Below are 21166 nucleotides of genomic sequence, written 5' to 3' on the forward strand. Positions count from 1 at the left end.
CGCGAAGGTGTCGGGAGCCGCATGGCTCCCGTTGGAAGACTGCCCGTTGGAAGGTGGGGGCCGTCGTGCCCCGCGTGCAGCCTGAGCGTGAGGGAGTGCCGCGTATAGCACCTTTACCGTTGACCAAGGTAACACCACGCGTGCTCGCGGGGCCGTGGTCCACGCAGCAGCAAAAGCGGCCCCGATCCGGATCCAACAATCTGTCATCCCGCAGCGCGCAAGAACCAGAGGATTGAGCTTGCTCGCAGATTTCGGCTACACGGTGCCGATGCTTGAACGTGACCTCGCACTAACCCTCGCCGGTGGCGGCAACCGCGCGTTCTATCAGGCCGGGTTGCTGAACCGCTGGGCGGAGCGGCTGCTGCCGCGCGTGCGCGTGATCGCCAGTTGCAGCGCGGGGGCGTGTGTCGCCACAGTGTTTCTTGCGGGCCGTTCCGCCGCCACTAACGAATTCTGGAAGCAACGCCGCGCCGGCGTTACTCGCAACCTAGATTGGCGCAAACTCCTCGTCGGCCAGCGACCCGCACCGCACGGCGAGGTCTATCGCGACACGATGATGTTCGCGATGCGCGACGGCGGCTTGGAGCGCTTGCGCCAGCAACCGTTCCCGATTCTGGTGCTGACCACCGGCTGGCCGCACTGGCTACCGACCACGCCCGCGATGTTGCTCGGAATGGCCGCCTACAATTTGGAGAAGCGGCTCTACCCGGCGCGAGTTCATCCACAGTTCGGGAGGCGCCTTGGGTTCATTCCGATCGTGTTCGACGCGCGCGACTGCGAAACGCCGGAACAACTCGCCGACCTCATTCTCGCATCGTCGGCCAGTCCGCCGTTTACACCGGTGGGACGGTTCGGCGGACAGCGTCTGCTCGACGGTGGACTCGTCGACAATGCACCGGCATTTCTCGCCGACCAAATAGCAGGCGTCCGGCGACACCTGATCATGCTAACGCGCCCGTATCCCGACGGCGTTCTCGGTCGCCATGGCGACCACCTCTACGTCGGCCCCACGCACGCGACCCCGATCTCGCGCTGGGACTACACGCGCCCCGATCTGCTCGATGCGACCATCGCCATGGGCGAACGCGAGAGCGAGACCCACAGCGCGCGACTCGACGCGTTGCTCGCGGACGGCGACGGCAACGGATGACGGGGGCCTCATCGGGTTGCCACACTCGGCCATCGAATCGGTTTGATTTGAATCCGCGCTCGGAAGCATACTGCCGCCCGGCTGGAAGGTTCGCGTTGTTGGAGGATTGGAGCCGATGACTCTCTATGATGCGCAGCGGGAGTTGCGCCGAAGTGTTGCAGAGTTAGGGGCGGTAGCGCGCGAACCTGAAGGGCGCACCCAACAAGCAGTCGTGCCGCTCGCGCTGGCCGCGCTGGGGGTCGTCTACGGCGACATCGGCACCTCCCCGCTGTACGCGTTGCGAGAATGTTTCGTCGGCGATCACGGCCTGCCCATCACGGCGCCCAATGTTCTCGGCGTGCTGTCGCTGGTGTTCTGGTCGCTCACCATGGTGGTGTCGATAAAGTATTTGATCTTTCTCATGCGCGCCGACAACGATGGCGAAGGCGGCATCCTCGCCCTGCTCGCGCTGCTGGGACCAAAGGCATCCGGCCGCGCCTCGCGGCGCAACGGTCTGCTCCTGGTGGGCTTGTTTGGGGCGGCCCTGCTCTACGGTGACGGCGTGATCACGCCCGCCATCTCCGTCCTTTCGGCGGTCGAAGGCTTGCGGGTCGCCACCGATGCGTTCGAGTCATTCATTCTACCGATTTCCGTCATTCTCTTGGTCGGCCTCTTCCTCGTGCAGCGTCGCGGGACGGCGGGGATCGGCGCCGTGTTCGGTCCGCTCATGCTGCTGTGGTTCGGCACCATCGGTGGGCTGGGGCTGCACGCGATCCTCACCCAACATCCGCAACACGCATCGGTGCTGTCGGCGGTCAACCCGCTCCATGCGTTGCGATTCTTCGCCGCCAACGGGATCACCGGACTCCTCACCCTCGGCGCCGTCGTCTTGTGCGTGACCGGCAGCGAAGCGTTGTATGCCGACATGGGGCATTTCGGCCCGCGGCCGATTCGCCTCGCCTGGTACGTCGTGGCGTTCCCCTCGTTGCTCTTGAACTACTTCGGGCAGGGGGCGCTGCTCTTGGCCGAAGGGGCGAAGGTCAGCAATCCATTTTATCAATTGGTGCCATCCTGGGGTCTGTACCCGCTCGTGCTGCTCTCCACGATCGCCACCATCATCGCCTCGCAAGCGCTGATCTCCGGCGCGTACTCACTCACCCAGCAAGCCGTGCAGCTCGGCTACGCGCCGCGCTTCAACATCGTCCACACCTCCGGAACGGCCGTCGGCCAGATCTACATGCCCGAGATCAATTGGGCGCTGATGGTAACGTGCGTCATCCTCGTGCTCGGTTTCAAAACCTCCGGCAACCTGGCGGGAGCCTACGGGATCGCCGTCACCGGAACGATGACCGTCACCACCATTCTGTTCTACGTGCTGACGCGCGAACGCTGGCACTGGTCGGCGCCGCGGGCCGGCGCGCTGGTTGCCGCCTTTCTGCTCTTCGACCTGTCGTTCTTGTCCGCCAACTTGCCCAAAGTCCTGGAGGGCGGCTGGTTCCCGCTGGTTGTCGGGCTGGCGGTCTTCATCGTCTTGACGACCTGGAAGCGCGGGCGCGGAGAGTTAGCCCGCCTGCTGGCCGAGGGTAGCCTGCCGATCGATCTATTTCTGCAGGACGTGGCGGAGCAGCAGCCGCATCGCGTCGAGGGGACCGCGATCGTCATGACGTCGACCGCTGAAGGCGTCCCGCCAGTGCTCCTGCATCACCTCAAGCACAATCGGACGCTGCACAAGCGGGTGGTGCTGTTGTCGATCACGTCGGAGAAACGCCCCGAAGTCCCCGACAGAGAACGTCTCGAAATCGCCGACCTCGGCCAGGGGTTTTATCGAGTGGTGGCGCACTTCGGCTTCATCGAAACACCGCGCATCGCGCACATCCTCGCGTTGTGCAAGGCGCAAGGGCTGCCCTTCGAGATCATGTTGACGACCTTCGTCCTGGGACGCGAGACGCTCCTGCCATCGGGTCGTTCTCCCATGGCGCGGTGGCGCAAGCGGTTGTACGGATTTCTGGCGCGCAACGCGCCGTCGGCAACCGAGTACTTCGAGATCCCGCCCAACCGCGTCATCGAACTGGGCGTTCAGATCGAACTCTAGTCAATCGCATGCCTGACAGCGCTCTTCGCGGCGTGCGCGTCCTCGATCTCGCCGACGAGAGCGGGGCGTACTGCGGCAAGCTGCTCGCCGACATGGGCGCCGATGTGATCAAGATCGAATTGCCGCGCGGTGATGCGGCGCGAACGATCGGACCGTTCTTCGCGGGCGGGGAGTTGGATCCGAACCGCTCATTGTTCTTCTGGCACTACAACACCAACAAGCGCAGCGTCGTGCTCGATCTCGCGCAGCCCAACGGGCGCGAGCAGTTGCGGCAACTCGCAGCCACCGCCGATCTCATGATCGAGACCTTCGCGCCCGGTCACCTCGACGCGCTCGGCCTCGGCTATGCCGATCTCGCGCAGCGCAACCCCGGTCTGATCGCAATCTCGCTCACGCCTTTCGGACAAGACGGCCCGTACCGCGACTGGAAGTCCTCCGATACCGTTGCGCAAGCGCTCGGCGGCATGCTGTTCGTCAACGGGCATCGCGACGAACCGCCACTGCGCTCACTTGGGTTGCAGGCCTACCACAGCGCGTCGACCTACGCGGCGATCGGCGCGCTGCTCGCGCTGTTGGCGCGCGCGCGCAGCGGACGTGGCCAGCACGTCGATATCAGCATTCAAGAGTGTGTCGCGGCCACCGTCGAGCACATCAGCGGTTACTATCATCAGACCGGTCAGATCGAAGTGCGGCGCGGCACGTTGCACTGGAGCCGCTGCTTCCGCGTCGGCAAGTGTCGCGACGGCTACGCGATGCATTGCAGCCTCGGCGATTGGACTTCGCTGATCGAGTGGGTGAAGGGCGACGGCAAAGCGCAGGAACTCGGCGACTCAGATTGGGAAGACTACAAGTACCGCCGCGAGCACAGCGTGCGGCTGTTCGATGTGCTCGACGAATGGGCGAAGGACTATTCTGTCGCCGACCTCGTCGAGGGCGCGCAGCTGCGACGCATTCCGTACGCCGCCGTGCTACCGCCGGAGACCCTGCCGGAGAATCCCCAACTCGTCGAGCGCGGCTTCTTCGTTCCGGTTCCACATCCCGAGCTGAATCGCAGCATCACGTATCCCGGCGCGCCGTTTCAGTTCAGCGATAGTCCGTGGAGCATCCGCCGGCGTCCGCCGCTGCTCGGTGAACACACGGATGAGCTGATAGCTGATGGCGAATCGCATGTTGTCGGCGGCGGAGAAGCGATGATCGGCCATCTGCCATCAGCGATCAGCGATGCGCGCGTTCTTGCTGGCATCCGCGTCGTCGACTTCACCTGGGTGGTCGCTGGACCGGTGGCGACACGCATTCTCGCCGATCACGGCGCCGAGGTGATCAAGATCGAACGGCTCGACTCGCTCGATTTCGGCTCGCGGCGCGGCGGGCTGACCGGCAATCTCAACCGCGGCAAGCAGAGCGTCGTGCTCAACATGAGCGATCCGCGCGGCGTCGCCATCGCCAAGCAACTGGTTACCATCTCCGATGTCGTCATCGACAACTTCAGCGCGCGGGTGATGCGCAACTGGGGACTCGACTACCAGTCGCTGTGCACGCTCACGCCCAAGTTGATCGCCGTCAGCATGTCCGGCTTCGGCCACAGCGGGCCGCACAAGGACTACGTCAGCTACGGCCCCACGTTGCAGGCGCTCTCCGGCTACACGTTGCTGATGCGCCATCCCGACGGCGCGCCGGCGGGCTGGGGCTTTTCGTATTCCGACATGGCTGGCGGCTACAACGCGGCGCTCGCCGTCTTGCTCGCGCTGTGGCACAGGCGGCAGAGCGGCCGTGGTCAGCTCATCGATCTGTCACAATTCGAAAGCGTCACTGCGCTGCTCGGGCCGCTGCTGCTCGACGTGCTTGCCAACGGCACCACCATCGCGCCGTTCGGCAATCGCTCGCAAGAACGACCGGGCGCACCGCACGGCGTCTATCGCTGTCGTGACGAGGACGCGCCGAGCGAAGAATCGATTGATCGGTGGTGCGCCATCACGGTCTTCAGTGACGGCGAGTGGAGACAGTTCTGCCACGCGATCGGGGCACTCGCTTGGACGCGTGAGCCCCAGTTCGCCACGCTCGCAGACCGCCTCGCGCAGCAAGACGAACTCGACCAACGAGTCAGCGCGTGGACGCGCGACCGAACGGCGGAAGACGTGATGCAGACGCTGCAACGCGCCGGTGTGGCTGCGGGAGTCGTCGCCAACGCGCGCGACCTATGCGAACGCGATCCGCAACTGCAGGCGCGCGGCTATTGGGCGCGCGTACGAACCCCCGAGGGCGAGTCGATGGAGTTCGACGGCGTGCCGGTGCGTCTGAGTGCCACACCCGGTCGGGTCGCCGGCCCCGGCCCTCTGCTTGGCGAACACACCGACTCAGTGCTAAAGCGCGTGCTGGATCTTTCGCCCGCCGCGATCGCGACGCTGCGGGCCGATCGTGTGATCGCGTAACGAGAGGAGCGGCTCATGCGTGCTTTCAAAACCATCTTGTGCCCGATCGATTTCTCCGACTCGTCGTATGAGGCGCTGGAGTACGGCCTCGGTCTCGCCCAACCGGCGAACGGGCAGATCATCCTCGCCCATTGTCTGCACAATCCGGCGAGCGAGTTTTTTCACGAAGACGGCCACGTGATTTCGTGGGACAAGGCGAAAGCGCGCGCCCGAGCACTGCTGGAGGACGCGCGGACCAAACACTTGGGCGGTTATGCGAAAACCGAAGTCATCGTCGACACCGGAGACCCACACGAACTGATCGTCAACCTCGCGCGCGATCGCAAGGCGGATCTGATCGTGATCGCCACGCACGGCCGGAGCGATTTGACGCACCTGCTGGTCGGCAGCGTGGCCGAGAAAGTCATTCGGCACGCGCCGTGTCCGGTGTTTGTGGTACGGCGGCACGCCCAGTGAGGCGAGCGTCGACTACCTGGTAGTGCGCGCGGCACACCTGCGCGCCGAACAGAATGATCGCCCAGGCGACGTAGATCCAGGCGAGCAAGATGGGCACCTGCCAGAGCGCGCCATAGAGCCCGCCGGCTTGCACCAGCTTGATCACGAACGTCACGTAGCCCCACTGCGCGAGCTGCCACAGCGTCCCCGCGACGACGGCACCGACGAGCGTCGATGATCGGCGCACGTCGACGTTCGGCAGAAAGTGATACAGCAGCGTAAAGCCGCTCCACAGCAGCACGTACGGCAGCAGGCGCAGGATCATCAGCAGCGCATCGCCGAGATACCACGAGTCGACCGCGACATACGCCGCGGAGCCGCGGCGCAGGAACGTCGTCGCCGCCAACGCCGCCGCGAGCACCAGCGGCGACACCACCGCCACGGCACTGTAGGCGCGCAGTTTTCGCCACAGCGACCGGCCACGCGCCCCGCCCCAGATCATGTTGAGACACAGTTCCGCGTTGCCGAGGATCGCGCCAGTCGCCAATAGCGCGGCGATGGCGCTCAGCATGCCCACCGCGCGCACCTGCGCCTGGTCGATGTAACGCACGATCTGAATCGACACCTCCGGTGAGCCCGCCCCGATCGTCTGCATCACGAACGGCGTGAGGCCGCGGTGCAACCCGAGCCCCTTCACCACCGAGAACAACGCCAGCAGCAACGGCACCAGCCCGATCAACGTGTAGTACGCCAGCGCGGCGGCCCACTGAATGCATTGATCACGCAGAAACCGCACCGCGGCCACGGGCCCAATCACGACGAAGGCCAGCACCCCGCCGCTCACCAGCACGCGGTCCAGCGCGCCGGCGAAACGGGCAAACAGCGTCGGGGTGTCGCTCGGTGGGTTCATCCAATGGCTATCGGAGGTGGTCAGGCGACACGGAGGCGGTCAGGTATTGGCGCGAGCCGCTGCGCTCGGCTTGGCGGGACGGCAGAGATCGAAAATGAACGTCTCGAGCAAGATCGCCGGGTCGCCCCGCGAACTCTTGAATTTGATGTCGAGTTCGCTCAGCTCGATCAGCGCCTGCTGCAAGCGACGCGTCGGCACGCGCGCGGCGTCGCCGAGATACTTGAAGACGCGAAACGGGTGCATCTTCCCGAATGCCGCCTCGCCGAGTTCGCCGAGCAACGGCAGCAAGCGGCCCTGGAAGGCTTGGTAATTCATCCCACCGCGCCACTTGCCGTTCAGTGGCCCTGCCAGGCAATCGCGCGCGGCGAGGAGGAAACGCACCTCGCGCGCAATCATCGCCAGCAAGCGCAGCGGATGGTCGCCCTGCGCGAGCAGATCGCGCAGCAGCGGCACTGCCACCGCCGCGTTGCCACCAGCCAGTGCGCCGGTGAAATCAAAGATCCACGACTCGGCCATGTCACGAAACGCCGCGCGCACATCAGCGGTGGTGATGGTCTTGGCGTCACCGACGTACAGGCATAGCTTCTCCATCTCCATCGTCAGTGCGGCGGGGTCGCCGCCGGCGCGCGCCACGATCAACTCGAATGCGGCGGCGTCGATGCGCACAGCGAATTCACCCGCAACGCGTTTGCATAGGTCGGCCACGCCGTCACGGCTCAGTGCACCGCTGCGCTCGCGCTCGACGCGCAGATCGACGACCGCACCGAGTGATTGCAGCTTCTTGAACACGCGCTTGCGGGCGTCGGCCGCCGCCGCCGTCAGCAACAGCACTGCGCCCGACGGCAGGCCGCGTTCGAGACACTGCAGCAGCAGCTCGCTGTCATCGTGGTAGGTGCTGATCGCGAGGTCGCGCTCGCGACAGTAGGCCTGCAGAGCCGCCAATGCCCCCAACTGCGTCGTCTCCAGCTCCGTTCCAAAGCACTCCTTCGCCGCCGACGCCGACAAGGCATCGAGCCGCTCGTCCTGAAATTGCTCCTGCGTCCAGCCCGCCAGCGCGAGCAACGTGAGCAGCCGGCCGGCGGCTTCATCGCGCCGCTCGTCTTCCAGCGCTTCGAGCAGCACGGTGGTCAGATCAGCCTTCTTCTCCGACGACAACAGCACGGTCGTCTCGCGCACCCAGACCACCTTGGTCCCAGCGAACAACCCGCGCATGCGCAGACTGTCGAGCGCGGTGGCAATCGGCATCGTGCGCCCGTCATAGGTCTCGAGATTGAAATCGCGATTCGCCGCGGGCACCAGCACGTCGATCAACGCATGCGCCGCTGCACTGGTGGCGACCGATTCGCCGAGAAGCAGATACACCGAGCGCGGCTGCTTCTGCGCCTCGGCGCAAAGCGTTTTGATGTCCGTAGGTGCGCCGCTGCCCGCCATACGCGCACTCTATCCGAGGTCGGCAGGAGCGGCAAAGCGTCACGCTGATCCGGCGCGGTGAGCAATTCCCGTAGCCGCAGGCTTTAGCCTGCGTTCCGATCCAGAGAGGAGAAGAGCGCAGGCCGAAGCCTGCGGCTACAGGTCTATTGCTAAGAGTTCTCGCTATGTGGTCGCCCTGTCGATGACGGCGTGTAGATCGTAGCCAATCGCGCCGGTGAACGGATACGAACGCCAGTCGCTCACCAATCCCTTGCGCACCGGATTGTTCGCCACGTAGCGGATCTGCGCCGCTACATCTTCATCTGCGCGAATGATGTGGTCAAAGAAATCCTTCTGCCATCGCGCGCCAACGTGCCGACTCAGCCAGAGACCGCTCTGTTGCTTGAAGGTGACCATCGATCGCCAGGTATCGGCACCTGAGGTCTGCCCTTCCAAGACGACGTGGACATGGTCGGGCATGAAGCAGTAGATGGGCACTCGACCACTGTGCTTGTCGGCGGCGATCTTGAGCAACTCGACGAAGACATGAACAATATCCGAATCGGCAAACACAGGTTGCCGATCAGCAATCCGCGCCGTCACCGCAACGATCACCTGGCCGCGATACAATGCACGCGGCAAACGGTGACGCTTCTCACGGACCGGGAGTCGCAAAGGCATCTTTCGCCCAATCCCGTAGCCGCAGGCTTCAGGCTGCGCTCCCCTCTTCCCCGGTGGCGGGGACGCCGGACGCAGGCTGAAGCCTGCGGCTACAGCTCCTCTATGCCCCCTCTTTCGCTGTCACACGAAACCTCGGCAAGCTCATCGTCCCGTCGACACCCTCGAACACCACTTCCACCTTCACTCCAATCCGAATCTGCTCGGCACGGCAGTCGACGAGGTTGCTGACGATGTACGGCCCCTCATCGAGTTGCACGACGACCACGTTGTACGGCGCCTGTGCTTGAAACACCGGCAACGTCGGTCCATGGACGATGGTGAAGCTGAACACGCTGCCGCGACCGCTCGCGCGCATCCAGTCGGAGTCGACGCCGCCGCAGTGCGGGCACATCGGACGCGGCGGATGGCGCAGCGCGCCGCACGCCGTGCAACGCTGAATTCGCAGCTCGTGTTGCCGGCAGCCTTCCCAGAACCCCGCGTTGTCGAAGTTCGGAACCGGGATGGGTATCGATTCGCTCATCGTCGTAGAATGATCGCGCCGGTCGGATCGGTGTTGGAACTCGTCACCAACACCAGTTCAGCGTCCGCTACTTGACTCGTCGACGTTCCGCGAATCTGCCGCACGCCTTCGAGGATATGGTTGTAGCCGTGAATGAAGGCTTCCGAGAGACTGCCGCCGTGGGTGTTGACCGGCAGCGACCCGTCCGGCCATCCGATGTTGCCGGCGGCAACGAACGGACCGCTCTCGCCGCGAGCGCAGAAGCCGTAGTCTTCGAGACTGAGCAACACCGCCGGCGAGAAGTGGTCGTAGAACATCGCGGCGTCGATATCCGCTGGCGCGACGCCCGCCATCGCGTAGAGCTGCTTGGCCACAGCGCGGCCACCGGTCTCTTCGCGCCAGTGCTGAAAATAGTCAGCCATCTGGATGTGGATCGGTCCCTCCGCTTGCGCACCGGCCAGAATGTATGCCGGACGCTGGCGCGCATCGCGCGCGCGCTCCGCCGAAGTCACGACCACGGCACAGGCGCCATCGGTTTCGAGACAACAATCGAGCAAGCGCAGCGGCTCAGCGATCCAGCGCGACGCTTGATGCTCGGCGAGCGTAATCGGCGTGCGCATCATCGCATTCGGATTGCGCGCCGCGTGCGCGCGTTGCGCTACGGCCACCATCCCGAAATGTTCGGTGGTGGTGCCGTACTCGTGCATGTGACGGCGGTAGATCAGCGCCATCTCTTGCGCTGGCGTCACCAGGCCGAACGGGATGTGGTACTGATAGAAGTCGGTGAGCAACTGCGGCGTCTTCTCCCACGGCCGGCCGCCGCCAAACTTCCCCGGCCCCGTCACCGAACGCTTGCCACGATTGCGGGCGCGAAAGCAGACGACATTGTTGGCCTGCCCGGTCGCCACCGCCATCGCCGCGAGCACGATCGTGCCGCACACCGCCCCGCCGCCTGAGGTCACGCCCGCGAAGAAGCGCAGATGCGGAATGCCGAGACTGTAGATCAGCGCCAGCTCGGTGTTGGTCTCGATGTCGTAGCGAACGATCCCATCGATGTCCTTCGGCGTTAGGCCGGCATCGGCAATCGCCGCGGTGATCGCTTCACACGCGACGCGATGCTCGGTCTTGCCGATCTGCTTGCTGAACTCGGTCTGCCCGATACCGATGATGGCGGCCTGGTCACGAATCGAGGTCATTGGGGAATTGGGGACAGATCATCAACGGCAGACTGGCGTCGTCGAGGGTGCGCATGCGGACCCACAGGCGGGAGTCAGCGTCGCCGCGGGTGTGCGAGTTGGGATGAAACAGCGCGGGCCGATGCAGATGTCGAGCGTCGGCGTCGGGGTCGCGGTGGCGCAGGTTGCCATTGTAGGCGAACGAGTTGAGGTCAGTTCCATCGGCTCCACACCACCGCAGCCAATCACGACGATGCAGCAAGTCGAGACGGACAGCACGGACCACACCCGATTCGGTTGGGTGGCCCGCGGTCGATCCATCATGTGTCGCGTACCACGTCGATCGCGTGCACCACAAGTTCACACTTGCCCGCCGGCGCAAACGCCTCTACAAGTCGAACCGCCCATGCCTACGCTGTTGATCGTCGAAGACGAAGCGGTGCTTGCCCGCAATCTCGCCAAGGCGTTCTCACGTCAGGGCTACGAGGTCCACCACGCGGCCAATGTCGCCGAGGCCACACGGATCGCGTCGGTTACACCGCTCGACATCGTGCTACTCGACTTGCGTCTGCCCGATGGCAGCGGTCTCGACGTCCTCGATGCGCTCATCGCGAATGACCCGGACCAGCCGGTAGTCATGATGACGGCCTACGGCTCGGTCGCCGATGCGGTGCGCGCGATGCAGCGCGGCGCGCGCGATTTCGTGCAGAAGCCGCTCGACCTCGACGAGATCGCGCTCAAGGTCGAGCATGCCCTGAAGAGCACGCGCCAACGGCGCGAGATCTCGTACTACCGCGAACGCGGCAGCGCGGCCGGAACGATTCTCGGCGAATCCCCCGGCGCCGAACGTCTCCGCACATTGATCACCCGCATCGCGCGGATGACCGCCGGACCCGGCGCGCCGGCACCGACCGTACTGCTGCTAGGCGAAACCGGCAGCGGCAAGGGGCATGTCGCGCGCGCGTTGCACGCCGCCAGCGGACGCCGTGATGGCCCATTCATCGAAGTCAACTGCACCGCGCTACCGGAAAATCTGGTCGAGGCCGAATTGTTCGGCTACGAGCGCGGCGCGTTCACCGACGCCAAGACCGCCCGCGCTGGGTTGTTCGAGACCGCCGAGGGCGGCACGCTGTTTCTCGACGAGATCGGGCACATCTCGGGTGCGCTGCAAGCGAAGTTTCTGAAAGTGATCGAGGAGAAAGTTGTGCGCCGCATCGGCGCCAACGCCGCGCGGCGCATCGATGTGCAGATCATCGCTGCAACGAATCGCGATCTCGAAGCCGCGACGCGACTCGGTGAGTTTCGCGAGGACCTCTACCAGCGCTTGTCGGTTGCGGTGATCCGCATTCCTCCGTTGCGCGAACGTGAAGGCGACGCGCTGCGACTCGCGCGCGATTTGTTGAACGACGCGTGCCGCCGTTACAGCGTCCCGCCGCGCGCGCTGTCGCCGGAAGCCGAGGCCGCGATTGCGCGGCATCCCTGGCCCGGCAACGTGCGCGAACTCGGCAACACGATGGAACGCGTCGTGTTGTTCAGCGACAACGATCCCGTGCGGATCGAAGATCTCGGCTTACCTGACAGCGCACCGGCGGCCGGGCGCGTGACGGTCGCGCCATCGGGGGAGATCCAGATCGATTTTCCCGATGGCGGCCTCTCGCTCGAAGCCGTCGAGCGCGCGCTGCTTGTCCGTGCCCTCGACAAAGCCGGCAACCAAAGCGCCGCTGCCCGCTTGCTCGGCATCTCGCGCGACACTCTACGCTATCGGATGGAGAAGTTCGGGTTGGGGGACTAGCTCCCACGATTGTCGCGAACGGGTTCGAGAGAGCCTTCAAAGGAGACACGCACCGGCGCGCACCCTTCGCAGTAAAGCGTACACTGCAGGTTGACCGATTCTCCAGGCCGAAACTCCGGCGGACCTACGCGCACCACGCTGTCAAAGCGAATTGCCATGCCGGGATGGATTACCCGCTGGGGAAGGAGTTCGAAGAGGGAAGTCGGTTTCCCCGTTTCTGGGTCACACGTACCTCCCACATTGCGCCAATTGTCGATGCCAGCCGCCGCAGACACTCCATCCCTAGACGGAAACTCCACACACACTCGCTTTGCCGTGCCGCGTCCTTCATTGACTACGTCGAAGTTGATCTGCCAGCTCTTGTATGATCGGTCGTATGGAAACTCATCTCTGACGGCGACGACTAGCTTTGGCTGCGGTCGCCTTCCGAACATGTCCTCGAGCTGCGCGTGCGTGGCAACAGAGAAGCTGGAGCCCGACCGGACATAGTAGTTGTGTTGGATCTTCCCGATCTTCAGCGCGACCCGGTGCGGAGGCAACGGGCTCTCCGGAACTAGGAGCGCAGCAAAGCCAGCGCCCGGGTAGTCACTTGCGGGTATCCAAGCCCCATCGAGCCCCGGCGCAGGCGGATCGGTGGATTGTCCACCGAGCTGCTGCAACCGGCTCAAGAACGTTTGAATCTGAGCAAGCGGCTGGAGCTTCAAAACGGAAGTCTCGTCCTTCTGAATGACTCCCCACAGAATGACGCCGCCGCCAGAGTTCGCGAACCCCGAGATCGCCTCGGCGAGATTGTGCTTGTCATCGTCGCCCAGCTCTGGCGTCTGAGGATCGCGTTTGCTCTTGTAGTCAAAATGGATGCGCTCCACAGAGGTCAGAACGTTCGCGCAGTAGTTATGGAACCGCTCCTGGGCCGTTCCGGGATCGTCACGTAGTCGCTGAAACGCTTCGAACACCCGCTCCGCGCTACCCGCAGACATCAACACCGCCAAACTCATCGCTCAATTCAGCGGCGCACGGTTCGTGAGCGGACCGCACCCTTCTTGGACTTCGATGTGAGCGGATCCAACAGCCTGAGTTCCCTGATCCAGGCGAAGTCCTCGGTGTTGTGTGTCACGAGGGTCAGCTGGTGTACGAGAGCGGTCGCCGCGATGATGGAATCACCCAAGGACATCCGACGTTGAATGCGCAGATGCACCGCGCGCTCGACCACCGACTCAGAGAGCGGCAGCACCTCTGCCGCTTCGAAGAATCGGTCGAGTGATTCGCGCTCCGGTTGCTGCAGCTGGTGGTACCCGAGCACTTCGATGCGACTGATCACCGAGACGGCGGGCGCCTTCTCTTCCACAAATGCGCGCAAAGCACCCTGCTCTGGCTGCGCCGCGTAGATGATGATGTTGCTGTCGAGTAGCATCAAGGTTTGCGCCGAAGCAGGACGCGGTCGCGACGGGTCGTACGCTGCCAGCCGACCGGGTTCGAGATGGAGGTGATTCCTCCTCTATGTGCGAGCGTGGCGAGCGCATCGGCCATGCGCCGTCCTTGTTGTTTCGTTGAGGGCGCCGCGTTTTTCCGCAAGACCGTTATGCGGACGGGGAGTCGCTGAGGTCGATCCGGTGGCGTATCGATCCACTCCACTCGATCCCCGGACAAGACAGCCTTGTAGCTTCGCGGCATTGCTCCTGCGCTTTCCTCGTTATGGAGTCTACGCTCGCCACTCCGTGCCGGTCAAACTCTGTCCCACGAAACTGCCGGTGCGAGCTGAAGGCCGGTTGAAGGAAATCACGGAGCGCTGAAGCCTTAAGTCCAACGCGCCGCCGCGTGCCGAAAAAGCACGCCGGCCGACAAGGCAACGCACAGCAGCGCGAACACATCACCGTGGCGAGAATAAAATGATTCGCCTGATCCGATCGGGACGGCGACCGTTTGGGCCACAGGTGTTCGGACCGGGAGACGAGCGATCTCGCGTCCGGCGGGATCGATGACGCCACTGATTCCGCTGTTGGTGACGCGTACCAGGCTGACGCGATTCTCGATCGCGCGGAAGCGCGCGAGTTGAAAATGCTGCTCCGGCCCCGCCCCGGCTTCGAACCACGAGTCATTCGAGAGATTGATCAGCACTCGCGCACCGCGTTGCACTTCATCGCGCGCCAACTCGGGATAGATCGCCTCGTAGCAGATCAGGACACCGAACTGAGTGCCGGCGAGCGGGAAGATCGTCGGCGGACCGCCAGCCAGAAACGGACCGTCGGCTGGCCGTAGCGGAAATTGCTCGACGAACGGCAGCAGCTTGCGCTTGTCGTACACACTGCCCACACCGTCGGCGGTGAGTAGGTACGCCGAGTTGTACACCGCGGCGACGCCCGGTCGATCACCTGCGCGTGGCGCGCCCGTCAGCAGCGCGGTGTCGTCGCGACGCAGCAGCGCGGTGATACCACCGAGGAGTTCCGGGTTCTCCGCGGGAAAGAACCCGATTGCGTTCTCCGGCCACACGATCAGCGCTGGCCGTGACGAGTCGGGTCGCTCAGACAGCGCGAGATAGCGATCGAGGTGCGCCGCAAATCGCTCCGGCCGGCCGCGCTCGTCGTTGGGCAGATTTCCCTGCACCAACACCATCGGCACGGTAGCCTCGGCGCTGCCAAGATTTGCAAGGCGCCACTCCCCGTACGCCCAGGTCAGCGCGATCGTCACGGCCGCGAGCACAACCGGCACGCGCGAGCGACCCACCTCGGCCACCGCCGTCGCCGACAACGCCAGCACGAACGACAGACCGAAGACACCGGTGAGATCGCACAACTGAGCCAGCGCGTCGTTGCGTTGCGCGTGACCGAGCAGCGCCCATGGGTTGCCCGTCAACAGATGCGCGCGCGCGTACTCACTGGCGACGAACAGCGCGGGAATCAAGACGCCGCGTAGCCGCCAGCCGCTGACGAGGGATGCCAGCACACCGAACACGCCGAAGTAGAGCGCGACGAATACTTGCGTCACCCCAACCGTGAACACCGCGGCGCCGAGGAATCCAAGCTGAAAGTAGACGTAGGCCGCGTGAAAGATCCACCAGCCGGTGACGCCGAGCACACCGATCGTGCCGGTGAACCATCCGAGCGCGAACGCCGCCCGCGCCCGAGTCGCATCGACGGCGAGGATCAAAGGTGTGAGCGCGATCCAGGTGACGGCCGATACCTCGAACGGCGGGTAGATCACTGTGAGCAACACCCCGCTCACGGCAGCCAAGGTCCACCGTTGCCAAGTAGGTCGCGCCATTGACGCGCACCCTTAGCACGCCCGGCGCGTCGCGCGCAGTCGTTGCGTCGCCAACCCTCGTCTGCCAAACGACAGCTCACCATGGTGCGGCCCGGAACTTGCCTCTCTGATCGGCGATGATGTCATCAGCGATGACGCGACCAGAGCGAAGGAGTTGGCCACAAGTTGGCTGGCGGTATTGGGTCGCCGCCGCCGGCGCCGCCGCCATCGTGTTGGTCTGCGCCCTCAACTCCTTGCGCTGGATCGATCGGCCATTCCCGGGCTTCTTTTTGTGGGAGAACCTCTTCGTCCCCGCCGTCGGCGATCCAAACTGGACCGGCTACCGAGCCGGGATTCCGTTCCAATCGCGATTGCTCGCGATGAACGGTCGGCCGGTGACCTCGGCCGCGGAAGTGTACCGCGCGACGGCGACCCTGCCGGTCGGCAGCGCGGTCGAGTATGCGTTCGCGTCAACCGCCGCGGCGCCGCCCGTCACGCTGACGATTCCGACCATGCGCTTCATGGTGGCCGAGTATCTGTGGACGCTCGGCAACTATCTCGCCGTCGGCGCGCTGCTCACGCTGTTGGGATTCACCGTCTACCTCCTGCGTCCGAGCGCACCGGCGGCGCGCGCCATGTGGAGCGGCGGCACGGTGTGGGGTCTCTACCTGGTAACCTCGACGGACATCTTCGGTCCGGGATGGTTTCGTCCGCTCTTCCTGCTGCTGCAAGCCATCGGTCCGGTGACGCTGGTACACGTCGCCCTCACCTTCCCAGTCGAGCGTCAGATTCTCCGCCGCTATCCCTGGCTGCTGCCGGCCCTGTACGCGACGGCCCTCGTGTTGGGGCTCACCAACATCCTGCTCTTCGCACGGTCGGTGACGATAGTGCTGCTCATCGATCGGCTGGTTCCTGTGACCGGATTGCTGCTGCTCGGTCTCCTCGCGCAAGCCTTTTGGCACCCACCATCAGCAGCCGCGCGCCAGCGGTTGAAGATCGCCGCTCTCGGCGCTGGCGCCGCGTTTCTCGTACCGATCGCCGGCTTCTCGCTCTTCTATTTCGGCGGCATCAACTTCCCGCTCAACTTCGTCACCATGCCGATGGCGCTGTTTCCGGTGGCGATCGGCTACGCCATCGTTAAACACGATCTGTTCGAAGTCGACGCGATCATCCGCCGCACGGTGGCGTGGGCGATCCTGACGGCACTGATCGCAACGGTCTATCTCGCTGGCGCCGGGCTGCTCGACCTGGTGTTCGCCGGACGCGGCGCGCGCGGCGTCCAACTCCTGTTGCTGCTGGCGCTGGTGTCGGTTTTCAACCCGCTGCGCAATCGCGTGCAGGCGGCAGTCGACTTTCTGTTCGCGCGCGACCGCTACGACTACCGCCGCACCGTGACTCGAGCGAGTCAGGCGCTCGTGTCGCTGCTCGATGTCGAAGCCATCGTGGCGCGCATTCTGCGGACGATTACCGACACGATCCACGTCGACTTCGGCGCGGTGTGGCTGCGCCTCGATGGCTCCGGCTACAACTTGCAGGCCGTCGCCGGCGCACTGGCTACGACGATGCTGCCGCAGCGGCTCGACCACCGCAGCCCGCTGGTGACACAGTTGGAAGACGAGCCACAGCGCGTGCTCACCGACGAGTCAGGCGAAGGTGACGTCGCCATCGCGTCAGAGCTCGGCCGTCTGCACACGACGTTGGTGGTACCGATGGCGTTCGAGCAGCGATTGGCTGGATTCGTGGCGCTGGGCCACAAAGAGTCTGGGGCCTTCTATTCCCGCGAAGATTTGGAATTGGTCCGCACGCTCGCCAATCAGGGCGCAGTCGCACTACAGAACGCGCGCTCGTACCGCGCGCTGGCGCAAGCGAACGCCGACTTGGTCGCCGCGCAGGCGCGGCTCATCCAAGCGGAACGCTTCGCCGCCATCGGCGAAGTGTCGGCCGCGGTCGCGCACGGCATCCGCAATCCGCTCGCCGGCATCAAGGCCGCCGCGCAGTTCGCCAACATGGAGCTGCCGGCCGATCACCCGCTGCGCGAGAACATCGCCGACGTGATCGGCGAGGCGGACAAGCTGGAGGCGCGCATCAAAGCCCTGCTCGACTTCGCAAAACCGTTCGAGCCGCGTCACGCGCCGTGTCGAATCCAGGATATCGTTGCGGCCGCGCTCGCCTCACTGCGCAGCCAGATTGGCACCAGCGGCATCACGGTCGTCGATCACATCGACGCCGCGCTGCCCGACGCTCAACTCGATCCGGCGCAGATCGAGGAAATGATGCTCGTGCTCCTCTCCAACGCCATCGAAGCGATGCCGGCCGGCGGCACACTCACCGTCATCGCCGCCCTGACAGCCGACGACCAGCACCTCCGCATCGAGGTGGCCGACACCGGTCGCGGCATTTCCCCCGAACAGATGCCGCGCTTGTTCAAGTTGTTCGCGACCACCAAGCCGGCCGGCACGGGCATCGGCTTGGCGGTGGCGAAAAAGATCGTCGAGCGCCACGGCGGCAGCATCAGCGCGGACAGCACTGCGGGACAGGGTTGCCGCTTCATCGTCGAGCTGCCGCTCATGCCGGAAGGAACGACCTGAACTCAGTTCGTGCGAATGAAGAAGTCGCCGCGCCTATTGTCTTCAGCCGTGTTGTCGCCGAGCGGCCCTTGCACACCCGGCGTGGCAGAGAAGTCGTCGTCAGTGCTACGGCGCAGAAACAAGCCGTAGCCTTTGTTCAGGTCCAGCGCGTTGCCGGACACCAGGTTGCCGTTGGTCGAATCCATGTTCATACCATCGCCGTCATTGCCGGCCGACAGGTTGTTCGTCAGCCGGTTGTTCTGCGGCGATCCACCCGAGCGATCCGAAGCCGTGCCACCTGCGCCTCCAATCTCACCACCGCCGATCTGGATGCCGGGACCAAAATTGTCGACGCTCTGATTGTCGATGAGTATGCTGTCAGTCGTCGTCGTCATCGTCAGACCGCCGGTGGCGTTTCCGGCGACGCGATTGCGCTCGATCTGCGCGTTCTGCGCGTTCGACACCACGACGCCGCCACCACCGTTGTCTAACGCAGCGCTGTCAGTGCACGAGGCTGCGGTGGCGCCATCGAACGCGAAGCCGTCAGCGCCGTTTTCCACCGCAGCGCTCTGCCACACCCGGACGGCGCTGCTGGCAACGCTGACGCCCGTGGTCTGATTGCGCCAGGCGCGGCTCTCCAGCAGTTGAGTCGAGGGGCCGGTCAACGCAAACCCACTCGCGCCGCCGATGGCCGTGAACCCGCGAATCACCACGTCGGGCGCCGTCACCGAGAGCACGGCGGACGTGCCATCGCCTTGCACGAAGGTCGTCGACGCATCGTCACCGCGCAGCTCGACCGTACGGTTGACGAGCACGTTTTCGCGATAGATCCCGGCGCGGATGGCGATCACCAATCGCCCGTCTTGGTTCCGGTCGGTGACATTGGCGATTGCCGCCTGAATCGTCGGCGCGTCGCTGCTCGGAACGACCGCGTCGGCGAGCGCGCGCGTGGTGCCGGCGCTGACCCGGTAGCGCAAGCTGGCGACAACCACGCCGTTGTGCTCGGCGCTGAGCACGCCCTCCGCCCCGTCGGAGCTGCCCGCTGCGACCCGAGCGATGACGCGCATGCCCGACGACGAGCGAAGCGTGACACTCGCACCGCCATGTCGCGGCCGCAGAACCTGCAGTGGTGCGGTCGCGTGCAATGAGACGGTGAATCCGGGCGGCGGATCGGTCGGGTTTCCCCAGCGATCGACTGGAATCAGATGGCAGCGCAGATACGTCGCTGGTCCGCTGGTACCCAGCAGTGCCGGTCGGCGCGCCTCCAGGTATTCGCGAAAGGCGACACGCACGGCGGGCTGCGCGTTCGCGAGCGCAACATCGATCGTCGGTGAGCTGCCGTCGAGCCGCAAGGCGAAGGGCCGCACGGCATCCGCGTGGGGTAACGACGCGAAACGAATCACTTGCTGCAACGTCGAGTTCGGTAGCGCCGGTACCGGACGGTCACGGATCAATTTGCTGAGGTCGCGCTCGGGATAGAATGGCAGCGCCGTGCTGATAGCGGGACCGCTGGGGATGTTGCCGCCAAAGAAGCCGGCGTCGAACGGCCCGGTGAGCGCCAGCGCGGTCAACGCGACCTTCAAGCCGCCGCGGCTCGCCGGCCCGCCGCTGCGAATCGCCACACTGCCGCGCGCCACGCCGCCGCTGAACACGGCCACGGCTCGCCCAATCGGCTCCAACTCGCCTACTTCGCGCGAATTGTCACTCGCACCGGAGGCATCCGCATTGGTCGGACCGATGAACCCGTCACCATCGAAGTCGGCAAAGACCGCAACGATGACGGGAATGCCGTCCATGTCGCTCGTGGCGAGCAGGTGCCCAAACGGTGCGCTGGAACTGATTGCACCATCGGACAGGAACACGGTGAACGGAATCTCGACGCCACCGCTGCCGCTTGCGCCCGCGACCCCAACCGGCCACGCGCTGCGCGGGCTTGCCGCCGCCGGCGGTGGAATCACGTCAGCCGCCGCAACCGAGCCGCTGCGGATCACCATATCGGTATCACCGATGGTCGCGGTGTCGATCACGTCGTCGGGCGTACCCACGACGCCATCCGGGCCGGGTAACACGAGCGGAAAGCCCGGTAGTATTTCATACGGCACGCCGCTCACCGGATCGACCGGATCGCCGGCGAACACCGCGCTCGCGGCGCGACCGAGTCGCGGCGTGGCGCACAGCGTCATCATCACCGCGGCAACTCTCAGCGTGCGGTTCATAGCGTGAAACGCAACCGGTTGCTGGCGAGCGGTTTCCCGTCGAAGGTAGCGACGATCTGCGCCGTGGCCTCGCCCGCCATGAACTGCGCCGGCAGCACCAGCGTGATCGCGCGCTCGCCAATGCTGATGACACCGGCATCGGGCGCCGGCTGGTTGAGGCCGGTGGGCGGATCGCCGGCGAGGTCGAAGCGGGCCGCTACTTCGCCTTGGGTCACGAGCACGTCGAGCGGCAGTGCGAGCTGCACCGTGTCGCCGAGACTGAAGTTGCCTTCGAGCGTGAGGGTGATCCGGCCGGCGGTCGAACGCACCGCGGTCGCTCGCATCAACGCGAGCCGCGGCTCGGTGGTACCGGCGCGCAACGGCACCGCCGCGGCCATCAGGATGGCGACCATGAGTGCCAGCGATTTGCACCTTTGCTGCATCATCGTACGAGCGCTCTCATCCCCAGGATTCCGAAGCAAGAGCGAGTCCAAAGCGATCGCGGCGGGCGCATTCAAAGGTGAAGCGAGCGGAGGTTCGAGTAGGCCGCGTGAGATTCCCTGAGCTGCGACGCGCGCAGTGTAGCGACGGGTCCGGCAAACCGCAACGCCGCTG

Annotated in this window: 17 protein-coding genes; 6 read left to right on the plus strand and 11 right to left on the minus strand. The window is 64.9% G+C overall.

Annotation, left to right across the window (positions count from 1 at the left end):
- Positions 1 to 238 precede the first annotated feature (238 nt).
- The 4 genes from HYR72_20875 to HYR72_20890 all read left to right on the plus strand — a co-directional run bounded on the left by HYR72_20875 (position 239) and on the right by HYR72_20890 (position 6106).
- Positions 239 to 1150, plus strand: a complete 912-nt coding sequence (locus HYR72_20875; GenBank protein MBI1817436.1) for a patatin-like phospholipase family protein — start codon at positions 239 to 241, stop codon at positions 1148 to 1150.
- Between the two features lie 115 nt (positions 1151 to 1265).
- Positions 1266 to 3221: a potassium transporter Kup gene (locus HYR72_20880; GenBank protein ID MBI1817437.1), complete on the plus strand. Its 1956-nt coding sequence runs from the start codon at positions 1266 to 1268 to the stop codon at positions 3219 to 3221.
- A gap of 8 nt (positions 3222 to 3229) precedes the next feature.
- Positions 3230 to 5650 (plus strand): CoA transferase, encoded by a 2421-nt coding sequence (locus tag HYR72_20885; protein ID MBI1817438.1) that lies wholly within the window; start codon positions 3230 to 3232, stop codon positions 5648 to 5650.
- A gap of 15 nt (positions 5651 to 5665) precedes the next feature.
- Positions 5666 to 6106: a universal stress protein gene (locus tag HYR72_20890; protein ID MBI1817439.1), complete on the plus strand. Its 441-nt coding sequence runs from the start codon at positions 5666 to 5668 to the stop codon at positions 6104 to 6106.
- Here HYR72_20890 and HYR72_20895 read toward each other — a convergent pair.
- The 6 genes from HYR72_20895 to HYR72_20920 form a co-directional block, all read right to left on the minus strand.
- A complete protein-coding gene (locus HYR72_20895; GenBank protein ID MBI1817440.1) occupies positions 6054 to 6995 on the minus strand; it encodes a YihY/virulence factor BrkB family protein in 942 nt (313 codons plus the stop codon). The genes HYR72_20890 and HYR72_20895 overlap by 53 nt on opposite strands.
- A 39-nt stretch (positions 6996 to 7034) precedes the next feature.
- Complete coding sequence (gene holA / locus HYR72_20900) at positions 7035 to 8426, minus strand: DNA polymerase III subunit delta (GenBank protein ID MBI1817441.1); 1392 nt, start codon at positions 8424 to 8426, stop codon at positions 7035 to 7037.
- Between the two features lie 162 nt (positions 8427 to 8588).
- Positions 8589 to 9047 (minus strand): transposase, encoded by a 459-nt coding sequence (locus HYR72_20905; GenBank protein MBI1817442.1) that lies wholly within the window; start codon positions 9045 to 9047, stop codon positions 8589 to 8591.
- A gap of 139 nt (positions 9048 to 9186) precedes the next feature.
- Complete coding sequence (locus HYR72_20910) at positions 9187 to 9594, minus strand: Zn-ribbon domain-containing OB-fold protein (GenBank protein ID MBI1817443.1); 408 nt, start codon at positions 9592 to 9594, stop codon at positions 9187 to 9189.
- A gap of 8 nt (positions 9595 to 9602) precedes the next feature.
- Positions 9603 to 10781 (minus strand): lipid-transfer protein, encoded by a 1179-nt coding sequence (locus HYR72_20915; GenBank protein ID MBI1817444.1) that lies wholly within the window; start codon positions 10779 to 10781, stop codon positions 9603 to 9605.
- Positions 10765 to 11046 (minus strand): hypothetical protein, encoded by a 282-nt coding sequence (locus HYR72_20920; protein MBI1817445.1) that lies wholly within the window; start codon positions 11044 to 11046, stop codon positions 10765 to 10767. Before HYR72_20920 ends, HYR72_20915 begins: the two co-directional genes overlap by 17 nt.
- A 120-nt stretch (positions 11047 to 11166) precedes the next feature.
- On the opposite strand from HYR72_20920, the gene HYR72_20925 reads away from it, so the two are divergent.
- Positions 11167 to 12552 (plus strand): sigma-54-dependent Fis family transcriptional regulator, encoded by a 1386-nt coding sequence (locus HYR72_20925; GenBank protein MBI1817446.1) that lies wholly within the window; start codon positions 11167 to 11169, stop codon positions 12550 to 12552.
- On the opposite strand, the gene HYR72_20930 is transcribed toward HYR72_20925, so the two are convergent.
- The 3 genes from HYR72_20930 to lnt all read right to left on the minus strand — a co-directional run bounded on the left by HYR72_20930 (position 12549) and on the right by lnt (position 15810).
- Positions 12549 to 13547 carry an ATP-binding protein gene (locus HYR72_20930; protein ID MBI1817447.1) on the minus strand — a complete coding sequence of 333 codons (999 nt, stop codon included), beginning with the start codon at positions 13545 to 13547 and terminating at the stop codon, positions 12549 to 12551. The two genes, HYR72_20925 and HYR72_20930, sit on opposite strands and share 4 nt — an antisense overlap.
- 8 nt (positions 13548 to 13555) lie before the next feature.
- Complete coding sequence (locus HYR72_20935) at positions 13556 to 13963, minus strand: type II toxin-antitoxin system VapC family toxin (GenBank protein MBI1817448.1); 408 nt, start codon at positions 13961 to 13963, stop codon at positions 13556 to 13558.
- Positions 13964 to 14346: 383 nt separating this feature from the next.
- Positions 14347 to 15810: an apolipoprotein N-acyltransferase gene (gene lnt, locus HYR72_20940; GenBank protein MBI1817449.1), complete on the minus strand. Its 1464-nt coding sequence runs from the start codon at positions 15808 to 15810 to the stop codon at positions 14347 to 14349.
- A gap of 131 nt (positions 15811 to 15941) precedes the next feature.
- On the opposite strand from lnt, the gene HYR72_20945 reads away from it, so the two are divergent.
- On the plus strand, positions 15942 to 18377 hold the full coding sequence (locus tag HYR72_20945) for a GAF domain-containing protein (protein MBI1817450.1): 2436 nt from the start codon (positions 15942 to 15944) through the stop codon (positions 18375 to 18377).
- A 2-nt stretch (positions 18378 to 18379) separates the two neighbouring features.
- On the opposite strand, the gene HYR72_20950 is transcribed toward HYR72_20945, so the two are convergent.
- Both HYR72_20950 and HYR72_20955 read right to left on the minus strand, forming a co-directional pair.
- Entirely contained in the window at positions 18380 to 20572 is a 2193-nt protein-coding gene (locus tag HYR72_20950) for a right-handed parallel beta-helix repeat-containing protein (protein ID MBI1817451.1), read from the minus strand.
- Positions 20569 to 20997 (minus strand): hypothetical protein, encoded by a 429-nt coding sequence (locus tag HYR72_20955; GenBank protein ID MBI1817452.1) that lies wholly within the window; start codon positions 20995 to 20997, stop codon positions 20569 to 20571. Before HYR72_20955 ends, HYR72_20950 begins: the two co-directional genes overlap by 4 nt.
- Positions 20998 to 21166 lie beyond the last annotated feature (169 nt).

Source organism: Deltaproteobacteria bacterium (genome assembly GCA_016178705.1).
Taxonomy (GTDB): domain Bacteria; phylum Desulfobacterota; class Binatia; order HRBIN30; family JACQVA1; genus JACOST01.

Coding starts and splice junctions, on each gene's coding strand:
- HYR72_20935 (MBI1817448.1), bottom strand. CDS start 13,963: ATGCTACTCGACAGCAACATCATCATCTACGCGGCGCAGCCAGAGCAG.
- HYR72_20885 (MBI1817438.1), top strand. CDS start 3,230: ATGCCTGACAGCGCTCTTCGCGGCGTGCGCGTCCTCGATCTCGCCGAC.
- HYR72_20955 (MBI1817452.1), bottom strand. CDS start 20,997: ATGATGCAGCAAAGGTGCAAATCGCTGGCACTCATGGTCGCCATCCTG.
- lnt (MBI1817449.1), bottom strand. CDS start 15,810: ATGGCGCGACCTACTTGGCAACGGTGGACCTTGGCTGCCGTGAGCGGG.
- HYR72_20925 (MBI1817446.1), top strand. CDS start 11,167: ATGCCTACGCTGTTGATCGTCGAAGACGAAGCGGTGCTTGCCCGCAAT.
- HYR72_20950 (MBI1817451.1), bottom strand. CDS start 20,572: ATGAACCGCACGCTGAGAGTTGCCGCGGTGATGATGACGCTGTGCGCC.
- holA (MBI1817441.1), bottom strand. CDS start 8,426: ATGGCGGGCAGCGGCGCACCTACGGACATCAAAACGCTTTGCGCCGAG.
- HYR72_20880 (MBI1817437.1), top strand. CDS start 1,266: ATGACTCTCTATGATGCGCAGCGGGAGTTGCGCCGAAGTGTTGCAGAG.
- HYR72_20895 (MBI1817440.1), bottom strand. CDS start 6,995: ATGAACCCACCGAGCGACACCCCGACGCTGTTTGCCCGTTTCGCCGGC.
- HYR72_20890 (MBI1817439.1), top strand. CDS start 5,666: ATGCGTGCTTTCAAAACCATCTTGTGCCCGATCGATTTCTCCGACTCG.
- HYR72_20945 (MBI1817450.1), top strand. CDS start 15,942: ATGACGCGACCAGAGCGAAGGAGTTGGCCACAAGTTGGCTGGCGGTAT.
- HYR72_20915 (MBI1817444.1), bottom strand. CDS start 10,781: ATGACCTCGATTCGTGACCAGGCCGCCATCATCGGTATCGGGCAGACC.
- HYR72_20930 (MBI1817447.1), bottom strand. CDS start 13,547: ATGAGTTTGGCGGTGTTGATGTCTGCGGGTAGCGCGGAGCGGGTGTTC.